The organism is Bradyrhizobium sp. GW821-FHT13H05, assembly GCF_058804065.1.
Genome location: NZ_JBXAPO010000003.1, coordinates 803,909 through 826,953 on the forward strand (window position 1 = coordinate 803,909; position 23,045 = coordinate 826,953).

Here is a 23,045-nt window from a genome sequence, read left to right on the forward strand (position 1 = left end):
TTTCGCGCGACTAGATGCGCGCCTTGGAGCGCGCGGAGAGCATGTTGGCGGCCACGAGGCAGAGCGCTGACGCAAGGATCAGAAGCGTGCTGATGGCGGCGATGGTCGGATCGAGCTGGAACAGCACTGAGTTCCAAATGCGGACCGGAAGGGTCTGCGTTGAAGGGCTCGCCATGAACAAGGCGATGATCAATTCGTCGAAGGACGACAGGAAAGCAAAGATCGCTGCGGAAGCGATGCCGGGGGCGATCAGTGGCAGCGTGACGCGGCGGAAGGCTGTGAACCGGTCGGCACCGAGGCTGAGCGCTGCGTCCTCGAGGCGGCCGTCGACCCCTTGTAGGGTCGCACACAGGATGATGACGGCGACCGGCACGGCGAGGACGGTGTGTCCGATGATGATCGGCAGTGTGCCGGCCCCGATGTGGACGTCGGCAAAGAAGAAGAACATCGCGATCGCCGAGATGATGTTCGGTACGATCATCGGCAGCAGGATCAGCGCATAAACGGCCTGTTTGAAGCGGATCCTTCCGCGGACCAGCGCGACAGCCGCAAGCAGGCTCAACGACACCCCGAGCAGCGTCGACCACAGCGCGATCTGCAGACTGGCTGCGGCTGATCCCATCCAGGCCGAGCTGCCAAGCACCGCGTTGAACCAGCGCAGCGAGAAGCCCTGCGGCGGAAAGCGCAGATAGTCGGATGAGTTGATCGCGAGCGGGATGATGACGATGATCGGGATCGCCAGGAATGCCAGCGCAAGTACCGCGCACAGCCTGGTGAACCATCCGGTGTTGAGCTGGGTCATCGCTTGGCCTCGAACAAGCGGTTGAGGCCGACCAGACGGTCATAGGCGAAGAACAAGAGCAGCGTGCAGACGAGCAGGATGCTGGCCAGCGCCGACGCAAAGCCCCATTCGAAATAGGTTTCGACCTGCGCCTCGATCAGCATGGAGATCATGCTGTCCTGCTGATTGCCCATCAGCGCCGGCGTGATGAAGAAGCCGATCGCCAGGATCGCGACCAGCAGGCTGCCTGCCGCGACGCCCGGCATCGAGAGCGGGACGAATACGCGCCAGAACGCCCGGATGCGGCCGGCGCCGAGACTCTCGGCGGCGTAGAGCAGGCTGGTATCGATGCCGCGCATCACGCTGTGGAGCGCGAGCACCATGTAGGGCAGCAGGATGTAGGTCATGCCGATCACGACGCTCAGACGCGTGTACATGATGGAAAGCGGCCGCGTGATCAGGCCGAGTGCGAGCAGCATCTGGTTGAGGATGCCTTCGGTGCCAAGCAGCACCATCCAGGCATAGGTGCGGACCAGCACGCTGGTGAAATAGGGCACGATAACCAGCACCATCAGTAGACCTGCGGTGCGCGGCTTGAGCTGCGAGAGATGGTAAGCCAGCGGATATCCGATCAGCAGCGCGCATAGCGTCACCGCGAGCGAGATCTCGAAGGTGGTCCAGAGCACGTGCAGATAGACCGGCTCATTGATCAGCCTGACATAATGGCGCAAGGTCGGAACCGGATCGATGACGCTGCGCGCCAGCATCCCGGCAAGCGGATAGAGGAAGAAGATGCCGAGGAAAATCAGCGCCGGCGCCAGCAGAAGCCAAGGTCCGGCCGCTTGGCGAGATGGGGTCACGCCGCGTCCTCCGCAGCCGGGATGCACCAGAGCGGACCATCGCCGAGGCTGAGCTCGACGGCGCTGCCTGGCAATGGCACCGCGCCGGCAAGTGCCGCGCTGGTGCTCTGCGTCATCAGCGTTGTGCCGTCGGCAAGCCGCACCTCGAGCTTGATGGTGTGGCCAAGATAGAGCGCGTCCGAAACTTGGCCGGAGATTGTCTTTCTGTCCGAAACTTCCGGCTTCCCGCGGTGGATGGCGAGGCGCTCGGGCCGCACCACCGCCAGCACCTTGTTGCCGGGCGCGGGGGCGTGCCGCCCACGGCAGCTGAGTTTCTCACCGCTCGCCAGCTCGACCGTGAAGCCATCATCGTCCCGGCCGAGCACCGTTCCGGGCAGGAAGTTCGACTGGCCGATGAAGCTCGCGACAAAGCGGCTCACCGGCTCTTCGTAGATCGCACGCGGGGAGGCGATCTGCGCGATCTTGCCCTTGTCCATTATGGCGACGCGGTCCGACATCGTCAGCGCCTCTTCCTGGTCGTGGGTTACAAACACGACGGTGGCGCCGAGTGAGGCGTGGAGCCGCTTGATCTCCATCTGCATGTGCTCCCGCAAATTCTTGTCGAGCGCGCCGAGCGGCTCGTCCATCAGCAGCGCCTGCGGCTGAAAGATGATCGCGCGCGCCAAGGCGACGCGCTGCTGCTGGCCGCCGGAAAGCTCGCGCGGATAGCGCTCCGCCTTGTCGGGTAGATGCACCATCTGAAGCGCCCGCGCCACCGTGGCCTTGATCTCGGTCTTGCCGACCTTTCGCATCTCGAGCGGAAAGGCGAGGTTCTGCGCGACCGTGAGATGCGGAAACAGCGAATAGTTCTGGAATACGACGCCGAGATCGCGCTTGCCCGGCGGCAGTGCGGTAACCTCCCGCCCTCCAATCGAGATGCGGCCGCTGTCGGGCTGGGTGAAGCCCGCGAGCATCATCAGCGTCGTCGTCTTACCGGAGCCGCTGGCGCCGAGCAGCGTGACGAACTCGCCACCGGCGACCGTCAGATCGAGCCGGTCCACGGCGGCGGAGCCCTGGTAGAGTTTGCTGACGTCTTCGAGCTTCAGCTCGGTGCCGGACCTCGCGTCACCTGTCATCGGCTGAGCACCCAGGATTGCCAGCGCTGGCCGACGCCCGAGAGGTTGGCCAGCCACCATTCTGCGTTCTGCTCGAAGGACTGCGTGAAGTGTTCCGGCAGGCTCGGCAGTTTGGCGCGATCGGCGTCGTGCACGAACTCGAAGGCCTTCTTGTTGGTCGGTCCGTAGGCGATGTAGCGGGTCAGTTCGGCCTGGACCTTGGGTTGTAGCGCGAAGTCGATGAACTTCTGCGCATTGGCGGCGTTTGGCGCGCCCTTAACGATGCCCCAATACTGGACCTGCTGCTTGGCCTCATTCCATTCGATGGCGAGCGGCGCGCCCTTGTCGATCAGGGCTTGCGCGCGCCCGTTCCAGATCCCGCCGACGACGGCCTCCTTGCGCTCGAGCAATTCGGCGGAGACGGCGCCGGTGTCCCACCATTTCACGACGCTGCCCTTGACCTTGTCGAGCGAGGCGAAGGCGCGGTCAAGGTCGATCGGATAAAGCTTGTCGCGCGCGGCGCCGTCGGCGAGCAGAGCGAATTCGAGCTCGGCCGCACCGGCCTTCTGGTCGGCCAGCGTGCGTGCGCCCGGAAATTTCGCCACGTTCCAGACCTCAGCCCAGCTTCGCGGATGCGTGCCCGGTTTGAAGACGTCGGTGTTGTAGGTCAACACCGTCGCGAAATAGAGGTTGCCCACCATGTTGGGACGGCGGATCGTCGGCTGCAGATCATCGGGGTGGCAAAAGCGCATCGACGCGTAGTCGATGGGTTCCAGCGCGCCGATCTTGTCGAGCGAGTACAGCGAGATGTCGACCAGATCGATCACGTCCATGCTGACGCGCTTGGCTTCGACCATCGCGCGCACCTGCGCGGCAGTCGCCGGCTGGACGGTGACCTCGATGCCGGTCGCAGCGGTGAACGGCTTGTAGAGCGCGGCGGCCATGGCATCCTGGTAGGCGCCGCCGAGGCCGCGCACGATCACCTCTCCTCCGGCGGCCCGGACGGCCGGCATGCCGAGGCTGCCAGCGCCAAGGGCAAGGCCTCCGGCGGCCGAAGCGGTCAGGAAGCGGCGGCGAGACAAGCGGATATTGGCTGACATGGTGCGGCCTCTCTTATTGGAGTTGAAGTCAGGTTGCATCGTCTGCAGTGCCGGGGTCGTCGGCGTCACGCCGAGTCCGCCGGCGACGCTGTTCGAGCGACAATTCACGATCGGTCTTCCAGTGGCCGAGGCGTTTCCATTCCTCGTCGGAGCGGCGGAGATGGGCGAGCGTGCTGTCGTCGCGCGCCAGCACCAGCGCATTGAGCCAGTCGGCGATGAACATGGTGCCGGTCTGCGACCACCATGCGGGGGCGGTGGTGGTGCGCGCCACGTAGAGCGTGTGATGCGCGAGCCGTGCCAACGGCGAGGAGACACGATCGGTGATCGCGACGACGGTGGCACCGGCATCGCGTGCCAGCTTCAATATGTCGATGGTGTAGGGCAGGTAGCGCGGATAGCCGATGCCGACGAACACGTCCTGCGGGCCGATGGAGCGAAAGCGATCGGCGAGGTCGCCATGTTCGACGTTGAAGACCTGCCCCTTGTCGAGCGATTGGCGTAGTTGCATGGCGAGGTAGGCAGCCATCGGATAGGTCGTGCCATGGCCAGTGACGTAGATGCCGCGAGCGGCGATCAGCAAGTCGGCCACCGTGGTGACGGTCTCCTGCGCGTTGAGGCGCGCGGTCTCTTCGATCAGGGCCGTCCCGGCCGTCACCAGTTCGCGCGAGAACGCATTGGCATCGCTCGCCGACGTCCGCATTCCACTGGCGCCGACATCGTCGAGCAGGCGCGCCCGCACTGCCTCGCGCATGTCCGGAAAGCCACCATAGCCGAGCGCCTTCGCAAAGCGGATGATCGCAGCGTCGCTCTGGCCGACTGCCTCGGCGAGCTGGCGGCTCGTCATGAAGGCGACGCGCTCGCCGAGTTCCAGCACGCGGCGCGCGAGGTCCTGCTGCGCCACCGTCAGACGGTCGAAATGCGCCGAGACTTGATCACGGAAGGCTGTCATGGCTTCCTATGTCGCAAATGCTACATTTATATGTAGTTTGGTAGCAAACGCGACATGATCGCGCAAGCCTAAAGCGCGCCGCCTGAGCGCTCGGTTTGTTTGCGGCGGGGGCTAGTCCTGGAGGTCGCTGTCGAGGGCTGACCTTCCGGAATCCAGCCCGAGGCCGGCATCCCGGATTTGTAGCCGTTACGTCACCGCGCGGGCGGAGAGAAAGCGCGTGATCGCCTGCCCAAGCCTCGCGCTATCGAGCGGTTCGGATAGCGACTTCTTGGCGCTGGCGACCACCGCATCGGGAGCAATGCCTTCGCGCGCTTCGCAGAGCGCCGTGGCGTAATCCACGTCGAATTCCGGATGCGGCTGTACCGACAACGTCGTGCCATTGGCGTAGAGCAAGCCGGCATGCGGCGTGAATGGCGAGAACATGATGGTCTCTGCCCCCTCCGGAGCCTCGACGACCTGGTCCTGATGCGAGCAGGCGATGGCGATGCGCTCGCCTCCAATGACGCCGTTGCCTGGCGTCACCTGGTAGACGTGCCGTCCGATACCCCAGCCTTTATCCGACTTGCGCACCACGCCGCCCATCGCCTGCGCGATCAATTGATGGCCGAAGCAGACGCCGACCATCGGAGTGTTGTTCGTATAGGCCACACGGATGAATTCTTCGCAGGGCGCGATCCAGTCGAACGCATCATAGACGCCAGCGGACGAGCCGGTGATAAGGATCGCCTCTAGTTCGTCCGGATGTGGCAATGGCTCGCCATTAACGACGCTGACCACGTCGAAGCCGATCGACGCGTCGTCGGCGCAGATCAGGCGCTTGAACATTTCCGCATAGGAACCGTGACGCTCGCGATGGTGCGGGCGGACGAGTCCCGTTTCAATGATCGTGATGCGTGGCATGGCGAGTCGTGAGCCGACATAGACGATTGCCAAGGCCAGCGCAACTTGTTGCCGGATACTTAGTCTGCCAGTGACTCGAACGCCATTCTGACAAAAGCAAATTCTGTAGCGATTCAACGAGCAAAACGGCTGTGAATGGTCAGAATCTGCGTTGAGCGTTCAAGGGAAATTCGCGCAGGATCTGGACAGTGCGCTATTGCCTCATAGCCGGGGCTCGCAACGTTCACCTGCGTTGCGGCATGCCGGCCGGAACGATCGTCTGAACGATCGACGAATCGAGCGCTTCGTAGTCGTGCAGGCCGATTGTTGCGTAGAGCTCCGCCCGCGTCTGCATCCGATCGACGACCCCATGTGTGCCGCCGTCGCGCGAGATCGCCGCGTAAAGCTCGGCCTGGGCCTTGTTCGCCATTCGAAGTGAAGACACCGGCCAGATCACCATCGCGTAGCCCATGGCTTCGAACTCTGCGGCCGTGAAGAACGGCGTCTTTCCAAACTCCGTCATGTTTGCGAGCAGGGGGACGTCAGGCATGCGCTCGGCAAAGGCGCGGAACATCTCGGCCGTGTTGAGCGCTTCCGGAAAGATCGCATCGGCACCCGCCTCGATGTAGAGCTTTGCGCGGGCGACCGCCCCGTCGAGGCCTTCGCTTGCGGCGGCGTCGGTCCTGGCGATGATCACGAGATCGCGCCGCGCTTTCGCTGCGGCCGCAACCTTGGCTGCCATGTCATGCGCATCGGCAATCTTCTTGTCGTTCAAATGGCCGCACTTCTTGGGCAGGATCTGGTCCTCGAGATGAAGCGCGCCTGCGCCGGAATCCTCGAAGACGCGGGTCGCGTGCATCACATTCAACGCTTCGCCATAGCCGGTGTCGGCGTCGACCAGGAGAGGCAGTCCCGCCGCGCGGACGATCTGGCGGACGAAGAAGGCGACCTCATCCACGGCGATGATGCCGAGATCGGGCAGGCCCATCGACGCCGTCATCGCTGCGCCCGAAAGATAGAGCGCGTCGAAACCGGCCGCTTTGGCCTGCAGCGCCGACATGCCGTTGTGGGCGCCCGGCAATTGCAAAATGCCGGGCCGCTTCAACAGCTCGCGAAAACGCCGGCCGGCGGATTCGCGGGGAAGATCGGCGGCAACGAGATAAGTCATCGTCTGGAACTCCGGAAGTTATTATGCGCTGCGCCGTGCTTGCGCGGTCGCCTTGGCGGTTCGATAGAAAACGTTGCCCTCGAACAGATGCCTCGCGGTGCGGTACACCGCGCCATGAATGGCGCGCGCCTTCGCAGGATCGTCGGCATGTTCGACGGCGGCATCGACCACGGTCGTGCCGGAGGGATGAGCGATGGTGATCGGGCCATCTCCGGCGCGCGCCATCTGGTTCGCAAGCGTGCCCTTGATGCGCACCGCGATGGCCAGGCAGGTCGCGCCGGTAATCGGGACCGCGCGGTGCGGCTGACCGATCGAGATCATCCGGATGCCCAGCGACATCTCCGAAGATTCCAGCCGGCGCCCCGACAACGTCGTCATCTGCCGCGGTGCCACGATCATCGCTACCTTGGGCACGCTCGGGATTTTGGCCGCTTCCGCAACATCAGGCGCAAGCCCCATCGCCACCGAGGCCGCGCAGCGAATCGCTTCCATCCGTTCGAGAAAGACCGGATCGCTCTCGAGTGCCTCGGGCATCTCGCTGCCGTCCTTGCCAAGCGAGGCGGCGGCGACGAAGACGCAAGGGTTGGCGGCATCGACGAGCGACGCTTCGACGGAACCAAGGCCGGGGATATCGAAATGATCGCACGGTCGTGCCGTCGGGAGCAGGCGCCCGGTCCTGGTCCCGCCGGGATCGACGAATTCGAGCCGGACGGGCGCTCCCTGTCCGCCGACGCCGTCGATTGTCATCTCGCCATCGGTCTCGACGTTCCCGTCAGCCATGGGGAAACGTGCAACGATGATCTTGCCGGTGTTGGTGTTGTGGATACGCACGACGGCTTCGCCGTTCGCGGGCGCCGTCACCAGGCCTTCGCTGACGGCGAACGGACCCATCGCCGAAGACATGTTGCCGCAATTTGCGCTGTAATCGACTGCGGCGCTCTTCACTGAGATCTGCGCGAACGTGTAGTCGATGTCGGCATCCGGCCGCGTCGGCGAGCCGACCACGCATACCTTTGATAGGGACGACAGCCCGCCGCCCATTCCATCCAGCTGGCGCCCATTGGGATCGGGCGAACCCATCACGGACAAGAAGATCGGATCCCATTGTGCGGGATCTGCCGGCAGGTCCTGTCTGTTAAACACGACGGCCTTCGACGTGCCGCCCCGCATGAAAGTGGCTTTGAGCTTGTTCTGTGGCATGACGTTGCTTCTTCTGCATACTGATGTATACGCTGGATACCAGTGTATACATTCGTGGAGCGGGCTGCTACTCTTAATTCGGTGGACGCCTATTGCCTCGTTCCAGACAGGCGACGCGACGCCGAATATCCTGCGTCTTTCGCGCGCCTTGTACGGTCGGAAAGATCGGACGCAGATCATTGATGGACGGTTTGGCGCGTCACGCTCGTACGAGCAGCTCCTGCCGAATGAGATCGGAAAAGACGTCATGACCGACGAGATGCTGTTGCCGGACCGCACGAAATTCGCATCCGCTGCCGACTACGCTTACGCAGCACTGCGGCGTGAGATCGTCGAAGGGCGCTTTGCGCCAGGACGGCGCATGCGCGAAGTCGAATTGGCGGAACACCTCGGCATCAGCCGAACGCCGACGCGTCAGGCGCTGACGCGGCTCGAGCTCGAGGGCCTGCTCGACCTTCGCCCGAGAACCGGGCTCGTCGTTTCCGTTCTCGACATGGATGCGGTCGAAGAACTCTACGAGATGCGCGCGGCGCTCGAAGGCACCGCGGCTGCGTTGGCTTCGAGGCATGCAAGTCCGAAAGATCTTGCCGCATTGGCCCGGCTCGTCGCCGAAGGTGAAAAGCTCGGCCGCGAGCCCTTCAATCTTTATCGGCACAACAGGGAACTGCACGACGCGATTCAAACGGCCGCGCACAATCGCTATCTCGAAAAGAGTTTGTCGGCCCTGCAGGATGCGATCGCGCTTCTGGGGCCGACGACATTGGCAGAGAAGGGCCGTTTCGCTGTCGCTCAGGCCGAGCATGCCGCCATCGTGCAGGCCATTTCGCGAAGAGAGGGCGAGAAGGCCGAGCGCCTGGCACGCGCGCATGTTCTCAGCGCGCTCGAGACCCGTCGGGCGATCCTGGCGAAAGAGCGCGAGCTGGAGACGCGCGGCGAGCAGGACGGCGCCTGAATGATGATGCGAGCGGCGTAATATTCGCGGCTCGCAAGCGCGCTTTCGATCTCCCGCCAAATCCCAATCTTCGTACAACCCGCTGCTCGAACGGCATTTTCCGCGCACGACGGAGCCGCATTATTTTGCCTTGCATTCCAATGTATACATTGGTATTCACAAGAATACAGAAGCGCAAAAGCGATGGTTCGGCGGGAAGGAACGGAAATGCACGAAGAGTTCGATGTGATCGTCGTTGGCGCGGGAAACGCTGCTTTGGCTGCGGCGGTCTCGGCGAAAGAAAACGGCGCAGATCGTGTGGTCGTTCTCGAGAAGGCTCCCCGCGAAATGCGCGGCGGAAACACGCATTGGAGCGGCGGTGTCCTGCGCTTCGCCTATGACGAGCCACGCGAGATCGGCGCTCTGCTGCCCGGCGTCGAGGATGAATTCGAAAACTTCTACGACGGCATTTCCCCCTACACGCAGGAAGATTTTCACGGCGATCTGATGCGCGTCACCAATGGACGTACGGACCCGATTTTGTCGCGTCTTCTCGTGTCGAACTCGCAGGCGACCGTTCGCTGGATGAAGGACACCGGCGCCATCAAGATGGAGCCGGCGATCAGCCTGTCCGCGGTCAAGAAAGACAACGTCATGGTCTGGGCGCGCGGCCTCGTCGTGCGCGCGGCGCACGAAGGCGTCGGTCTCTCGCGCAGCTGGTTCTCGACCTGCGAGCGCATGGGCATCGAGGTGCGGTACGGCAACGCCGTTTCGGAGCTGCTTCAGGACGAGAACGGCAGTGTCGTCGGCGTCAAGACCAAGGACGACGATGGGGTGCGCTCGCTCGGCGCGAAGGCCGTGGTGCTCGGCTGCGGCGGCTTTGAAGCGAACGTCCAGATGCGCACGCAGCACATCGGTCCTCTGGTTGGCGCTGCGAAGGTTCGCGGTACGCCTCACAACCAGGGCGACGGCTTGCGCATGGCGCTCGCCATCGGCGCCATGCCGTGGGGGCAGTGGAGCGGCTGCCATGCCACGCCGATCAGCGCGGACTGGGGCGACTTCGCTCCGCGTGAGATGACCGACCGCAGCAACCGCCTGTCCTACGTCTATTCGGTGATGATCAATCGCAAGGGCAAGCGCTTCGTCGACGAAGGCGAGGACGGCGCGCTCTTTACCTACGCCAAATTCGGCCGCGCCATCCTGGCCGAGCCGGGCGCCAAAGCGTATCAGCTGTTCGACAGCAAGGTGATCCATTTGCTCGAGCCGCGATATTCGACCAGCGACCCGATCAAGGCCAACTCGCTCGAAGATTTGATCGCGCAGCTCGATATCGACGACAAGGCGCAGGCGCTCAAGACCGTCCAGAACTACAACGATCATGCGCGCTCTGTGGACGACGGCTTCGACCCCACGAAGAAGGACGGCCTCTCCACCAAGGGGCTCGATCTCGAAAAGACCAACTGGGCGCTTCGGCTCGACAAGCCGCCTTACTATGCTTACAGCGCGACCGGTGGAATCACCTTCACGTTCGGAGGCCTGAAGATCAACGAGAACGCCGAGGTGATCGGCACCGACTGGCGTCCGATCAAGGGATTGTACTGCTGCGGCGAGCTGGTCGGTGGTCTGTTCTACGACAACTATCCCGCAGGCACCGGTCTGGTCTCCGGCGCAACATTCGGCAGGATCGCGGGCCGCAATGCTGCGAGTCAACAGAGCATCGCGCCGGCCGTGGCGGTGGCAGCGCGATGAGCGTCAGCACCATCATGCCGGGACCTGAGGCCTGGGCCGAAAGCCTGGCCGAGCGGATCAGCGCCTACGATCCTCGGCAGCGGGATGCCAAAACTGTGGGAAGGGCCAGGGCGGCGGTCATCACTGCGTTCGGCCGGACGCTGTCCGGCGTGCCGGCGAGCATGACGAAAGCGCTGCTGGCCACATCCGGTGTCGCAATGACCGGAGGATCGTCGCTCGTGTTCGGAACCGAACGGCGTACGAGCGCGGTCGACGCCGCGCTGATCAACGCCACGGCTGCCGTCGCAGGCTCCGAAGCTTCGCGCGATGCTGCGAATTCGGCCTGCATCGTGGCGCTGTTCGGGCTCTGTGAGGAGCGTGGAAAGACAGGGCAGGACGTCCTCGACGCATTGACGTCAGGCGCGGCGATCGCTCCTTGCCTTGCGCCGACGCTGTCACCGGCCGCCGGCCAGCTCGGATTCGCCCTGTTCGGTGGCGTCGCGGCAGCTGCGCGCGTGCTCGAATTGAGCCGCCCGAAAATTGCAGCTGCGCTGTTGATGGCCGGGATGGCCAACGTTGACAGTCCTCCGGCCGGGCAGGGCGGCGCAACATCGCTCATGGTCGGTCTGAGCCTTCGAAGCGGATTGCTGGCCGCTCTGCTTGCCGAAGCCGTCGACGAAGCCTCCTGCGCCGAGATGGTCAGGAGCGAAGGGCGCGCGATCCCAAGTCTGGCTGCGGACAACGGAGCGCGAGGGGAGGCCGCTTTCGATCTTCTTGCAGTTCCTTCGCCGCCGGGAGCCGATCTCTGGGACCAGTTCGAACGGCAAGCTGGCGCCGTTCTGCCGCGCGATCATATCGCTCCCCTGTTTGAACGGCTCGAGACGATCGACAAGGTCAAGGACCTCGCGACGGTTTCGCGTCTGTTGCAGGGGCGCGGCGCTCCGGCAGCTGCCACGAAGGTCGTCTTTGCCGCGCGAGGAACGCACGAGCCGGAGGAGACGAATTGGGTCCCCTGACCCGCGAATGATACGAGGCGGCCGAGCCGAGCCGCGTCGCAACGACAAGCCTTACCTGACAACAAGAGCAAGGCCGATAAAAGCAACATCTGGGGAGAGATTGGAATGAAGCGTTTTGAGTTGGTCGCCGTACTCGCCGCATCGGTCGTGTGTTCTGCGGCCCAGGCCGAAGACAGTGTCACGATCGGCGTGCACGCCAGTTTTTCCGGTGCGGGCGCGGCCTTTGCCGAGGGCATGCTCGCCGCTACCGACTTTGCCGCCGAGGACGTCAACAAGGACGGCGGCCTCGATGTCGCCGGCAAGCGCTACAAGATCCTGTTCAAGCAATACGACGATCGCTACCGCGCCCAGGATGCGGTCACGGCGATGGACCGTCTCATGATCCAGGACGGAATCCGTTTCGTCGTCGGCCCGATGGGGTCGGCCGCGGCGGTCGCGACCAAGGATCAGACCACCTCCGGGAAAGTCATCACCATGACGCTCGCCTTCACGCCGCGGGCGCTTGGCGCCGATGCGCCGTATGCGTACCGGCCGGTGATCACGACAGGCGAATTCTCCGATCCGCAGGTGGCGTGGCTGATGAAGAACACGTCGGCCAAGCAGGTCGTGTCGCTGCTTCCCAACGATGAAACCGGCCAGCAGATCGGCGTGGCGAACTTCAACTCCTACGCCAAGACCGGTGCGAAGCTGCAGGTCGAGTATTTCGAGCGCGAGCGCGTCGACTTCGTGCCCATTCTGACCCGCATTCTGATGAAGGCCGACGGGCTCGAGCTCGGCGGTAACTCTCCAACCACCGCCGGGCTCATTCTCAAGCAGGCCCGCGAACTGGGCTACAAAGGCCCGGTGTTCGTCACCGGCGGCGATGTCGCCGCCGAGATGCTCAAGGTGGCGGGCAAGGATGCGGCTGAAGGGACCTATGTCCATCTGCCGATCGATACCGGCCTGCCGGACACCGCGGCCTATGTTGCCCGCTTCAAGGCCAAATACGGCCCGAACATGAACGGGTTCAGCCCGTTCTTCTACGCCGGCTTGCAGATGCTGTTCACGGCGATGAAGAAGGCCGGCACCGTGGACGACACGACCAAGATCGCAGCGACGCTCGACGGATTGTCCGACGTTCCGACCGCGATGGGCAAGGCGGGTTGGACCGGCGAGCAGAAATACGGGATCAAGCACCAGATCGATCTTCCCTTCTACGTCGGGCAGATGAAAGACGGCGTCGTCGCCAAGGTGGCAACCTGCGACGTCAACGCGTGCAAATAAGCGACCGCTGGAACAGGCGAGGCGCCTCGCGCCTCACTGAGGTGATTGGAGTCGTCGTCCCGTGAGCATGGAAATCATCCTGGTCCAGACCATCGTGAATGGCCTCATGGTCGGCATGATCTATGTGCTGATGGCCATCGGCTTCACCATGGTGTTCGGCATCATGCGCATCGTGAATTTTGCGCATGGTGAGTTCTACATGGCCGGCGCGTTCCTGTTCGCGATCCTCTACGGCAGCAACAATCTGCCGTTCTTCATCAGCGTCTTGCTTGCCGTAGGGGCCACGGCCCTGCTCGGACTGCTGATGGAGCGGATCGTGTTCCGCAAGTTTCGCGGCAACGAGCTGAACGGGATGATTGCCTCCGTCGGCGTCGCTCTCATCCTCCAGAACAGCGCGCTGCTGCTGTGGGGGGCGTCCGCACGCACCGTGCCGCCCGTCATATCCGGAGTCCTGTCCGTCGGCGGGATCGTATTCCCCTGGTCGCGGCTGGTGGTCATCATCGGCGCGATTGTTGCCGTCGTGTCGCTCAATCTATTGATCGGCCATACAAGAATGGGACGCGCCATGCGCGCGGTGGCGCAGGACGCCGAGATCGCGCAGGTGCAAGGCATTCGTGTCGACGTCATCTTTCCCCTCGCGTTCGTGCTGGGCGTGAGCCTTGCGGCTTTCGCCGGCGTCCTCATGGCTCCGGTGTTGTCGGTCTCGCCCTTCATTGGCCTTGCGCCAACATTGAAGGCTTTCGTGATCGTCGTCATCGGCGGGCTTGGCAGCGTTCCCGGCGCCGTCGCAGGCGGGTTGCTCATCGGCCTGATCGAGAGTTTTGCCGGCACGTTCGTGAGCGCTTCGCTGTCCGAGATCCTTCAATTCCTGGTCGTGATCGCCGTCGTGCTGCTGCGTCCGCAAGGTCTGCTCGGCCGAAAGGAGCGTGAAGCGTGAATTCCCCTGCAACCAAGCCGATGCCTTATGTTGGGATCGCGGTCGCTGTTGGTCTTGCAGCGCTGCTGCCGTGGTTCGCGCCGAACCAGTTCTATGTCCATCTGGCGACAATCGGCTGCATCAACCTCATGCTCGTGCTCGGCCTGGCCATCATTGCGCGGGCGGGGCAGCTCTCCATGGGGCACGGTGGTTTTGCGCTGGTCGGCGGATATGTCTCGGCACTGCTGTCCATGAAGGGCTGGCCGCCGCTGCTGACCCTCTTCATCGCAGGGCTGGTCGCGGCCGTCATCGCCGCCGCCCTTGGCTGGATCATCCTGCGTCTGCGCGGCGTCTATTTCGTGCTGGTGGCCTTTGCGTTCAGCCAGATCGCTGTGCTGCTGGCGCTGGACATGAGCTCGGTCACGGGCGGCGCAAACGGGCTCGTCGGTGTGCCCCCGATCTCGATCTTCGGCTACGTCCTTCGTGCCAAGCCGCAATTCTATCCCTTCGCGCTGGTCTGCGCGCTGACGACACTGCTCCTGACCTGGCTGCTCTATCGGTCGCCCTTGGGCACGATGATGGCGGCCACCGCCGAGAACCAGCGTCTCACTGAATCGAGCGGCATCGACACGCACCGCGTCCAGGTGATCGCCTTTACGATCGGGTCCGGCATCGCGGGCTTCGCCGGTGCGCTGTCCACGCACTATCTCCGCTTCATTTCGCCGGACTCATACACGTTCTGGGAGTCGGTGTCCTACCTGACCATGCTGGTTGTCGGCGGACGGGACGGGGTGCTGGGCCCGGTCGTCGGCGTCCTCGTGCTGACGCCCTTGCCGGAGTTGCTGCGCTCCACCGAAGGGCTACAGCACATCATCTACGGGGCCGTGCTCGTGCTCTGCCTGATGTTCGTTCCGAACGGCCTGGCAAGCCTGGTCCAGACCTGGCGTTCGCGCCAGCGAGTTGCGAGGGCGAGCACAGCGCTGGTGGCCGAGGAAGTGCCATGAGCATGCTCGAAGTCGAGAGCCTGAAGCGTTCCTTCGGCGGGCTTGTCGCCGTTCGAAACGTGTCCTTCGACGTCGACGAGGGCGACTTTCTAGGCCTCATCGGTCCGAACGGTGCAGGCAAGACCACGCTGTTCAATGTGATCTCTGGCGTTCTGAGGCCGTCGGCGGGGACGGTGCGGTTTCTGGATCGCGATATCTCCGGGCAGCCGGCCAATCAGACGGTTCGCCAGGGGCTGTCACGGACCTTCCAGGCCGCAACCATCTACCCGGAGGCGACAGTCATTGAGAACGTCGCGCGCGGCACCTTGGCGTCGGGGCTGACTGGCCTGTGGGGCGGCTTTTTCTCGAACAAATGGCGCCTCGCGGTGGAAGAGAAGGCGCTTCATGTGCTCGACCTGTTCGGGCTGACGCGCCGCGCGGGTTTGAAAGCACGCGAGCTATCCTATGGCGAGCAGCGGCGCCTCGGCGTCGCGATCGCGCTCGCCAGCGAACCCCGGCTTTTGATGCTCGATGAGCCCGTCGCCGGGCTCAATCCCGAGGAGGCGGCCGAGCTCGCATCGGTTCTGCGGCGGGTGAAGGCGGAGCGCGGCGTCACCATGATCATGGTCGAGCATCACATGCGCACCGTCATGGGCCTCTGCAATCGCGTCGTGGTGCTGGATCATGGCACGCTGATCGCGCAGGGAACGCCTGCGGAAATCGTATCGAACCCGATCGTGATCGAGGCGTATCTCGGCAAGGAAGCCGTCCATGCTTGACGTTCGCGGGATCAATGTCGCTTACGGTCCGCTCACGGCGGTCCGTAATTTGAGCCTGTCCGTGGCCGATGGAGCCATTGTCTCGCTCATCGGATCAAACGGCGCCGGCAAGACCACCACGATGAAGGCCATCATAGGCCTCAAGCCGGTGAGCGGCGGAGAGATCTACTTCGATGGCGAGCGCATCGATGGCAGATCGGCGCCGCAGCGCGTGGGACGCGGGATCGCGTTGTCGCCCGAGGGCCGACGGGTTTTCCCGCAGATGAGCGTGCTCGACAATCTCCTGGTGGGTGGCTATTCGCAGCGCGACAAGGCGCACCAGAAGAAGACGCTGGACCAGATCTACGGCTATTTTCCCCGCCTTGTAGAGCGCAGGAGCCAGATGGCTGGCTCGTTGTCGGGCGGCGAGCAGCAGATGGTGGCGATCGGCCGCGCCCTGATGGCGAGGCCACGCCTGTTGCTGCTGGATGAGCCTTCGCTCGGGCTTGCGCCGATCATCGTCGATGAGATCGCGCGCATCATCGTCGAGATCAACCGCGACATCGGCATGTCGATCATCCTGGTCGAGCAGAATGCGAAGCTTGCTCTCAATCTATGCAACGAGGCCTTTGTGCTGGAAACTGGCGCGGTCGCGCTGAGCGGGAAGGGCAAGGACCTTCTGGCCAGTGACTATGTGCGGCGCGCCTATCTCGGTATCTGAAATATTTCGCTGTCTGGAAATTCCGGAGTTTTGACATGACTGGCTCTTCGACCTTCGGCTTCATCGGTTTGGGCGTCATGGGTGAACCGATGTGCCGGCACCTCGTGCAGAAAACCAAGCAGAAGGTGCTGATTCACGACATCAACGCGGAGCCCGTGGCACGCCTGGTCCAGGCCGGTGCGGTCGACGCCGGCTCTATCGCCGCGGTGGCCAAGGCCGACATCGTTTTCATTTCGATGCCGAGCGGCGCCCATTTGAAGAAAATCTGCGAAATGTCGGGCGGGCTTCTCGAGTTCGCCCGTGCTGGTCAAACCATCGTCGATCTCTCCACGAGCCCGCTGAAGTTGACTCGCGAGCTGGCCGGCGCCTTCACCGTAAAGGGCGCCGATTATGCCGATGCGCCTGTCGCACGGACGCGAGCAGCGGCAGAGGCGGGGACGCTTGCGATCTCGGTCGGGGCAGCAAAGGATGTGTTTGCCGCCATAGAGCCGCTGCTGCGCTGCTTTGCCTCCGAGGTCACCCATTGTGGCGATGTCGGATCTGGCCAGGTCGTGAAGATCCTGAACAACATGGTCGTCGTAGGTACCGTCACTGCGCTGTGCGAAGCCGCCGCGATCGCGAATTCGGCCGGCGTGTCAACCGAGACTTTGTTCGATGCCTTCTCGAAGGGCTCCGCCGACAGCTTTGCGCTGCGGAACCACGGCTACAAGGCGGTCGCTGCGCGGGAGTTTCCCGAGCGGGTCTTCTCGACCGACTACATGCACAAGGACATCTCCTACGCGCTCGACATGGCCAGGGACGCCGGGATCGAGGCGAGGGAGGCCGCGCTCGGTGCCAGCCTTCTGACCGAGGCCTCCCAGGCCGGTTTTGGCGCAAATTACTGGCCGGTCATCGCGAAGATCATCGAAGGCGCTTCGAAGAAGTCATGATCAACATCGCCCGGGTTCGAGCAAAAGCGAAAAATAGGGGAGGGTTCTGTGCGAGTGTTGTTGTTGACGATTGCCCTGCTGCTTTCGCAGCTGAACCAGGCAGGGGCGGAGACCTATCCCTCACAACGCATTACGGTGATCGCGCCGTTTGCGCCGGGCAGCGGGACCGACGGGGTTGCGCGCATCGTGTTTCAGCGGCTGTCGGAGCTGCTGAAGACGACGATCATCATCGATAACCGCGTTGGCGCAAATGGCGCGCTGGGTGCGACGGCCGCCGCGCGATCGGCGCCAGACGGATACACCTTGCTGGTCGGCGGAACGTCGACGCACGCGGCCAATCCCAGTCTGCTGAAATCGATCCAATACGATCCCATCGCTGACTTCGCTCCGATTTCGCAGTTTGGCTTGTTTCCATACTTTCTGATCGTCGACCCCGGGCTGCCCGTCAAGAACGTGGCCGATCTCGTGGCGCTGGCGAAAAGCAAGCCCGGCACGTTGACGTTCGGATATGCCAATGCGCTTGGCCAGCTGTCCGGCGAAGCGTTCAAGCGGCGGGCAGGCATCGATATTGCCGCCGTGCCCTATCGAAACAGCCCGCAGGTCGTGACCGACATCATCGCCCAGCGCGTCTCCATGACGTTCATGGACATGGCGCCCGCGGTCTCCCAGGTCGAAGCCGGCCAGGCCCGCGCACTCGCAACGACAAATCCCGACCGCGCTTCGCGTTTCCCCGAGATTCCGACCATGAGGGAGGGAGGCGTTGCATTCATCAATATCGCGGCATGGACGGGGCTTTTCGCGCCCAAGGACACGCCGCCCGAGATTGTCGCCAAGCTCGCCGATGGCGTTCGCGAGGTGTTGGCGGAGCCGGAGATACGCAACCGGCTCGCCGATATCGGCTTCGAGGCGCAATGGATCGGACCGACGGAGTTCGGCAAGCATGTCAAGGACGACATGGAATTGTGGGCGACGACAACGAGGGAAGCTGGCATCGAGCGCCAGTGAACGACGACATGTCCGAGTATGAAATCTACGCGATCCGATACGCCAAGAAGGACGAGCGTCGGTCATCGGAGAACTTCATCGACAACAATGATGTGCCGGATATGCCGATGCCGCTGGATTTCTTCGTCTGGGCGCTGGTCGGCCGGGGCCGCACCGTGATCGTCGATACCGGCTTCGACGAGAAGGCGGGCAGGCCGCGTAATTATGCCGTCACGCGACCGGTCGCCGAGGGCTTGAAGCAAATCGATATCAACCCGGAGAGCGTCAAGGATGTCATCCTGACTCACATGCACTGGGACCATGCCGGTAACCACGACCTGTTTCCCAGAGCCCGGTATCATGTGCAGGAGCGTGAGATGCATTTCTGTACCGGCCGCTGCATGTGCGACGCCGAACAGAAGAAGGCCTACAGTGCCGAGGACGTCAGTCACATCATCAGGCGGAATTTCGAAGGGCGCGTGACCCTTCACGATCCGAATTCCGATTTCGACGACGGCATATCCTTACACTGGCTGGGCGGCCATACCGCGGGGCTTCAGGTCGTCAGGGTGAAGACGCGGCGAGGCCACGTCGTGCTCGCTTCGGACGCCTCGCACTATTACGCCAACATTCTTCAGCGCCGGCCATTTCCGGTGCTGTTCGACATGAACCAGATGCTGAACGGATTCTCGGTCATCCATAAGCTGGCCGATAGCCCGTCCCACATCATTCCAGGTCACGACCGGCAGGTGCTGTCGCTGTTTCCTGCCGCGCGCGAAGGGCTCGACGGGATTGCCCGACTGGACGCTGATCCCAGCGGGCCTCCTGTCTGAATTTCGACCATCCCCCGAAGTGAATTCGGCGCAGGACGCGCGGGATCAGAAAACAACAATTCGCCAGTTGCGGAGATAAATGATCATGTCGAAGACGTATGGACTTGCGATCGGCAATGAAACCGTGAGCGCATCGAACCAGGAATGGTTCCCCGCCATCAACCCCTATAGCCGCGAGCAATGGGCGCTGGTGCCGCAGGCGACGCCCTCGCAGGTCGCCGACGCGATCGCCGCTGCCCGAAGGGCCTATGATTCCGTCTGGAGCAAGACGACGGGCCTCGCCCGCGCGACATTGCTCAACAGGCTGGCTGACCTGCTCGATGCCCAGGCCGAGCGCATGGCCATCATGGAGAGCACCGACAACGGCAAGATCATCCGGGAGACGCATGGGCAGATGCATTTCGCCGCTCGCGCCTATCGGTTCTTCGCAGGCTGCGCCGACAAGATCTTTGGCGATACGATTCCGCTCGACCAGCGCGATGTCTTCGATTTCACGCGCCGCGAGCCGATCGGCGTTGCGGTTCTCATTACGGCCTGGAATTCTCCGATGGGCCTGCTTGCCAACAAGCTTGCCCCGGCGCTGGCGGCGGGCAATTGCGTCGTCATCAAGCCTTCTGAACATGCATCCGTGACCACGCTGGAATTCGCCGAGCTGATCCATGAGGCGGGGTTTCCGGCAGGTGTCGTCAACGTCGTGACCGGCGACTACAGAACGGGGCAGGCGCTGCTGTCGAGCGGTCGCATTGATCGCGTCAGCTTCACGGGCAGCCCGAATGTCGGCCGCCAGATTGCCGCGGAGGCGGGGCGTTTGCTCGTTCCGGTCACGCTGGAACTGGGTGGAAAGTCTCCGAACATCATCTTCGAGGACGCCGATCTCGATAAGGCCACCGTCGGAGCACTCGCCGGCATTTTTGGCGCAACCGGACAAACCTGCATCGCCGGCTCGCGGCTGCTTGTTCAGCGTTCAGTCCACGATGAGATCGTGAAACGGCTCGTCGCTCGCGCTGGGAAAATAAGACTGGGCAATCCCCTGGAGAAGACGACGGAGATGGGAACGGTGGCCAACGAGCCGCAGTTCGCTCGGATCCTCAAATGCATTGACGATGCGCAAGGTGAGGGGGCGGTGCTCGCTTGCGGCGGAAGGCCTGCGACGGGGAATGGTCTGGGAAGGGGCCTGTTCATCGAGCCGACCATCTTTACCGGCGTGGAGAACAAGATGGCGATCGCCCAGGAGGAAGTGTTCGGACCGGTATTGTCGATCATTCCCTTCGACACCGAGGAGGAAGCGATCGGCATCGCCAACGATACCAAATACGGCCTGGCGTCCGGAGTCTGGACGACGAATTTATCGCGTGCCTTGCGCGTGTCCCGGGCCGTTCAGGCAGGCACGGTCTGGGTGAACACCTACCGCGCGTCCAGTGCAATGGCTCCATTCGGCGGGTTTAAGGAGTCCGGATTCGGTAAGGAGCGCGGCGTCGCGGCGCTGGATGAATTCTTGCAGACGAAGAACGTGATGATTGATTTTTCGAACGAGGAGCGTGATCCATTTGCCCTCAAGATGTGAGGTAACCGTCGTAGGTCAACTTGATCAACGGGCAAGGGGCGTATCGAGGGACCTAGGTGGAAGGTCTTAGCACGAGCTGGTCGCCGGCCTTCGTAATTGTGCTCCAGTCGTACAACATCGGCACCATCTGGACGGATGCCCATAGCGCATGCTGATCGGCAAAATGCGGGCTCGCGGGGTGCCCCGAGGTGCCGTGGAACACGACCCAGGCGCTGTTGTCCCAGTTGCCCACGTCGAAGACATAGCGCGCCACCGCGCCATAGGCCGCAGTGAGGCCTGACGAGGCCCAATAGCATCCATTGGCCATCACGGTATCGTTGTCGCCGCCAACCGGAAGCCCCGGCGGTTCGAGCTGCGACGCAGCCTGCGGGAAGGCCGCCGACAACGGGTGCGCCATGCGGACGTGATGCAACTCCGACCAGGTCTTGTCCTTCCATGTCTTGTCCTTGTCGGTCTCCGCTGCCCGCTCGAGCGCAGCCGCCAGCGCGCGATCCCAATCCCAGCCGCCGAGGAATGCGGTATCGTCGTTGCGGAGCAATGACGGGAGCGCCCACCAGATCTGATTGAGTGGTGCCACGCCGGGGGCAACCCGGGCGACGGGATCTCGCGACACCGCGCTCAAACCCGACCGCTCGAGAACGATCCGCGCAAGTTCGCGCCGCGTCCGCGCATAGGCTGCAGCCGCCTTCGAGTTGGCAGCCATGCACGCGTCCCAACCTCCAATGAGGTCGCGCAACGCGGCAGCCGGTCCTTCGATCGTCGGCAGCCGGTTCAGGCGAGCGATGAATTCGCGCGCCGTGAAGCTGTGCGTGTCGGCATGGATGCTGCCCATGTCGCTGACAGTGGCAGCCGGAAGTTCGGCCAGCCGGTCGGCGATCCGCTTGGCCCGGTACGGAGGATGACAGTCGGTGCACAGATAATCCGGAGTCTCGTCCGTGACGACACGGTTGTTCGCGGTGACCAGAAAGCCGTCCGGCGGGTCGAAGGCGCGCGGCATGTCTTCCCAGGGAATGACGCCCTGCCATTCATACTCTCCCGTCCAGCCCGGCACCGGCAGCCAGCCATTCAGTCGCGGGCGCCGCGGCACGATGGCGCGCACGAGATTTCCGATCCGCCCGGTGGTATCGGCCGCGACCAGATTGTGATCGATCAGGCCCCAGCCGCGCGTCGCCTCGTAGAGCGCGTCGACGCTTTGTGCGTGCAGCATCGGCAGCAGGCAATCAAACGACCGATCAAGCTCGGCGAACTGCACCGACCGCAGCGTCAACGCTGCTCCCTGATGCGGATCGCCCGCGATCACTGGCCCGTGGTGGGTCGCGATCACCTCGGCATCGACGGGCGATCCACCGCGAACCGCGATGCGCTCGTGACGGATATCGCTGTTGCGCCATTCGTTCCGGAACAGATAGCGGGACGCGTCACCGGGCTTGAATTTCTCGACATAGACGTCGTGGATATCGACAAAGGCGTGAGTCACGCAAAATGCGACATGGCCGTTGTGGGCAAAATGCGGGAACGCAGGCACGCCCGGCACCGAAAGCCCGATGGCATCGAACGTGTCGCAGGCGAGGTGGAACTGCGAATACAGGCTCGGCATTTCGAAGGCGCGGTGTGGATCGCCGGCCAGCAATGGCCGGCCGGTCGCGGTCCGCGACGGCGCAACCGCCCAATTGTTGCTGCCACCATCGGTGGCCTCGGGCCCCGCGAGCGCTGCGAGTGCCTCGATCGCCGGCGCCAGATCCTGCAGCGCGGCGGTCCATCGCTTGCCTTCCGCGCCCGGCGGCGTGGCGAGAAAATCCTGGCCGCCATCGTCGTAACGCAGCTTGGCGACGTGATCCGGTCCGATTTGGCGCATGGCTGCCGCACGCCACAGCTTGAACCAGACCGAGCCCATCAGATAGCCGCGCTGCCGCATCACGAGGATGCAGTGCCATGGCTCCCAGCGTTCGACATCGCCGCCGACCAGGCCGTACTCGAAAGGCAAAGGCGCACCCTGCGCCAGGAAGGCGTTGACGCCGCTGGCATAGGCTTCGAGCATCGCCTGCGCTTCGCCCGACAAACCGGCGAAGTCGCTCTGCGACGCGCCTGCGACATCGAGCCGCCGCGCCAGCGTATCCGCCGCGACACCCGCGCTGCCCTCCCATTCCGCCCAACGGCCCAACATCCGCCGCCGCGCGGCGTCCATCTGCCAGAGCCGGTCCTGGGCGTGGACATAGCCTTGCGCAAAGAACGCGTCCGCCGTTCCGCGCGCGCGGACATGCGGGATGCCCCAGGCATCGCGATGGATTTCGACATTGTCCTCAAGACCGCGCAGCACGACGGTGCCTTTGGTCTGAGGCAGGCATGAAGGTTTGTCGTCGGCAGCGTTTGCCACGCTATTCTCCCATT

Annotated in this window: 21 protein-coding genes; 12 read left to right on the forward strand and 9 right to left on the reverse strand. The window is 63.4% G+C overall.

The window, feature by feature from the left end; genetic code table 11:
• Positions 1-10 precede the first annotated feature (10 nt).
• The 8 genes from AC1RR3_RS12715 to AC1RR3_RS12750 all read right to left on the reverse strand — a co-directional run bounded on the left by AC1RR3_RS12715 (position 11) and on the right by AC1RR3_RS12750 (position 8,031).
• Positions 11-802, reverse strand: a complete 792-nt coding sequence (locus AC1RR3_RS12715; protein ID WP_492822900.1) for an ABC transporter permease — start codon at positions 800-802, stop codon at positions 11-13.
• The gene (locus tag AC1RR3_RS12720; protein WP_492822902.1) at positions 799-1,641 is read right to left on the reverse strand and encodes an ABC transporter permease; all 843 of its coding nucleotides are present in this window, start codon (positions 1,639-1,641) and stop codon (positions 799-801) included. Before AC1RR3_RS12720 ends, AC1RR3_RS12715 begins: the two co-directional genes overlap by 4 nt.
• The gene (locus tag AC1RR3_RS12725) at positions 1,638-2,756 is read right to left on the reverse strand and encodes an ABC transporter ATP-binding protein (protein ID WP_492822904.1); all 1,119 of its coding nucleotides are present in this window, start codon (positions 2,754-2,756) and stop codon (positions 1,638-1,640) included. Before AC1RR3_RS12725 ends, AC1RR3_RS12720 begins: the two co-directional genes overlap by 4 nt.
• The gene (locus AC1RR3_RS12730) at positions 2,753-3,835 is read right to left on the reverse strand and encodes an ABC transporter substrate-binding protein (protein ID WP_492822906.1); all 1,083 of its coding nucleotides are present in this window, start codon (positions 3,833-3,835) and stop codon (positions 2,753-2,755) included. The genes AC1RR3_RS12725 and AC1RR3_RS12730 overlap by 4 nt, the downstream gene beginning before the upstream one ends.
• Positions 3,836-3,863: 28 nt before the next feature.
• Positions 3,864-4,784 carry a MurR/RpiR family transcriptional regulator gene (locus AC1RR3_RS12735; protein ID WP_492822908.1) on the reverse strand — a complete coding sequence of 307 codons (921 nt, stop codon included), beginning with the start codon at positions 4,782-4,784 and terminating at the stop codon, positions 3,864-3,866.
• Positions 4,785-4,970: 186 nt separating this feature from the next.
• The gene (locus AC1RR3_RS12740) at positions 4,971-5,684 is read right to left on the reverse strand and encodes a type 1 glutamine amidotransferase (protein WP_492823161.1); all 714 of its coding nucleotides are present in this window, start codon (positions 5,682-5,684) and stop codon (positions 4,971-4,973) included.
• 223 nt (positions 5,685-5,907) lie between these two features.
• A complete protein-coding gene (gene prpB / locus AC1RR3_RS12745; RefSeq protein ID WP_492822910.1) occupies positions 5,908-6,831 on the reverse strand; it encodes a methylisocitrate lyase in 924 nt (307 codons plus the stop codon).
• Between the two features lie 21 nt (positions 6,832-6,852).
• Positions 6,853-8,031 (reverse strand): 2-methylaconitate cis-trans isomerase PrpF family protein, encoded by a 1,179-nt coding sequence (locus tag AC1RR3_RS12750; protein ID WP_492822912.1) that lies wholly within the window; start codon positions 8,029-8,031, stop codon positions 6,853-6,855.
• 247 nt (positions 8,032-8,278) lie between these two features.
• On the opposite strand from AC1RR3_RS12750, the gene AC1RR3_RS12755 reads away from it, so the two are divergent.
• The 12 genes from AC1RR3_RS12755 (at position 8,279) to AC1RR3_RS12810 (ending at position 20,657) form a co-directional block, all read left to right on the forward strand.
• Entirely contained in the window at positions 8,279-8,983 is a 705-nt protein-coding gene (locus tag AC1RR3_RS12755) for a GntR family transcriptional regulator (protein ID WP_492822914.1), read from the forward strand.
• 207 nt (positions 8,984-9,190) lie between these two features.
• The gene (tcuA, locus tag AC1RR3_RS12760) at positions 9,191-10,711 is read left to right on the forward strand and encodes an FAD-dependent tricarballylate dehydrogenase TcuA (protein WP_492822916.1); all 1,521 of its coding nucleotides are present in this window, start codon (positions 9,191-9,193) and stop codon (positions 10,709-10,711) included.
• Positions 10,708-11,706 carry an MmgE/PrpD family protein gene (locus AC1RR3_RS12765; RefSeq protein WP_492822918.1) on the forward strand — a complete coding sequence of 333 codons (999 nt, stop codon included), beginning with the start codon at positions 10,708-10,710 and terminating at the stop codon, positions 11,704-11,706. Before tcuA ends, AC1RR3_RS12765 begins: the two co-directional genes overlap by 4 nt.
• Positions 11,707-11,811: 105 nt before the next feature.
• The gene (locus AC1RR3_RS12770) at positions 11,812-12,969 is read left to right on the forward strand and encodes an ABC transporter substrate-binding protein (RefSeq protein WP_492822920.1); all 1,158 of its coding nucleotides are present in this window, start codon (positions 11,812-11,814) and stop codon (positions 12,967-12,969) included.
• Between the two features lie 67 nt (positions 12,970-13,036).
• A complete protein-coding gene (locus AC1RR3_RS12775) occupies positions 13,037-13,906 on the forward strand; it encodes a branched-chain amino acid ABC transporter permease (RefSeq protein WP_492823163.1) in 870 nt (289 codons plus the stop codon).
• Positions 13,903-14,889 carry a branched-chain amino acid ABC transporter permease gene (locus AC1RR3_RS12780; protein ID WP_492822922.1) on the forward strand — a complete coding sequence of 329 codons (987 nt, stop codon included), beginning with the start codon at positions 13,903-13,905 and terminating at the stop codon, positions 14,887-14,889. The genes AC1RR3_RS12775 and AC1RR3_RS12780 overlap by 4 nt, the downstream gene beginning before the upstream one ends.
• Positions 14,886-15,647, forward strand: a complete 762-nt coding sequence (locus tag AC1RR3_RS12785; protein WP_492822924.1) for an ABC transporter ATP-binding protein — start codon at positions 14,886-14,888, stop codon at positions 15,645-15,647. The genes AC1RR3_RS12780 and AC1RR3_RS12785 overlap by 4 nt, the downstream gene beginning before the upstream one ends.
• Positions 15,640-16,347 (forward strand): ABC transporter ATP-binding protein, encoded by a 708-nt coding sequence (locus AC1RR3_RS12790; protein WP_492822926.1) that lies wholly within the window; start codon positions 15,640-15,642, stop codon positions 16,345-16,347. Before AC1RR3_RS12785 ends, AC1RR3_RS12790 begins: the two co-directional genes overlap by 8 nt.
• Positions 16,348-16,382: 35 nt before the next feature.
• Positions 16,383-17,276 (forward strand): NAD(P)-dependent oxidoreductase, encoded by an 894-nt coding sequence (locus tag AC1RR3_RS12795; RefSeq protein WP_492822928.1) that lies wholly within the window; start codon positions 16,383-16,385, stop codon positions 17,274-17,276.
• A 63-nt stretch (positions 17,277-17,339) separates the two neighbouring features.
• Positions 17,340-18,281, forward strand: coding sequence for a Bug family tripartite tricarboxylate transporter substrate binding protein (locus tag AC1RR3_RS12800; RefSeq protein WP_492822930.1), 942 nt, complete (start codon positions 17,340-17,342; stop codon positions 18,279-18,281).
• Positions 18,278-19,093: an N-acyl homoserine lactonase family protein gene (locus AC1RR3_RS12805; RefSeq protein WP_492822932.1), complete on the forward strand. Its 816-nt coding sequence runs from the start codon at positions 18,278-18,280 to the stop codon at positions 19,091-19,093. Before AC1RR3_RS12800 ends, AC1RR3_RS12805 begins: the two co-directional genes overlap by 4 nt.
• A 79-nt stretch (positions 19,094-19,172) precedes the next feature.
• Complete coding sequence (locus tag AC1RR3_RS12810; protein ID WP_492822934.1) at positions 19,173-20,657, forward strand: aldehyde dehydrogenase; 1,485 nt, start codon at positions 19,173-19,175, stop codon at positions 20,655-20,657.
• Positions 20,658-20,709: 52 nt separating this feature from the next.
• Here AC1RR3_RS12810 and AC1RR3_RS12815 read toward each other — a convergent pair whose 3' ends face one another.
• Positions 20,710-23,031 (reverse strand): penicillin acylase family protein, encoded by a 2,322-nt coding sequence (locus AC1RR3_RS12815; RefSeq protein ID WP_492822936.1) that lies wholly within the window; start codon positions 23,029-23,031, stop codon positions 20,710-20,712.
• Positions 23,032-23,045: the final 14 nt, after the last annotated feature.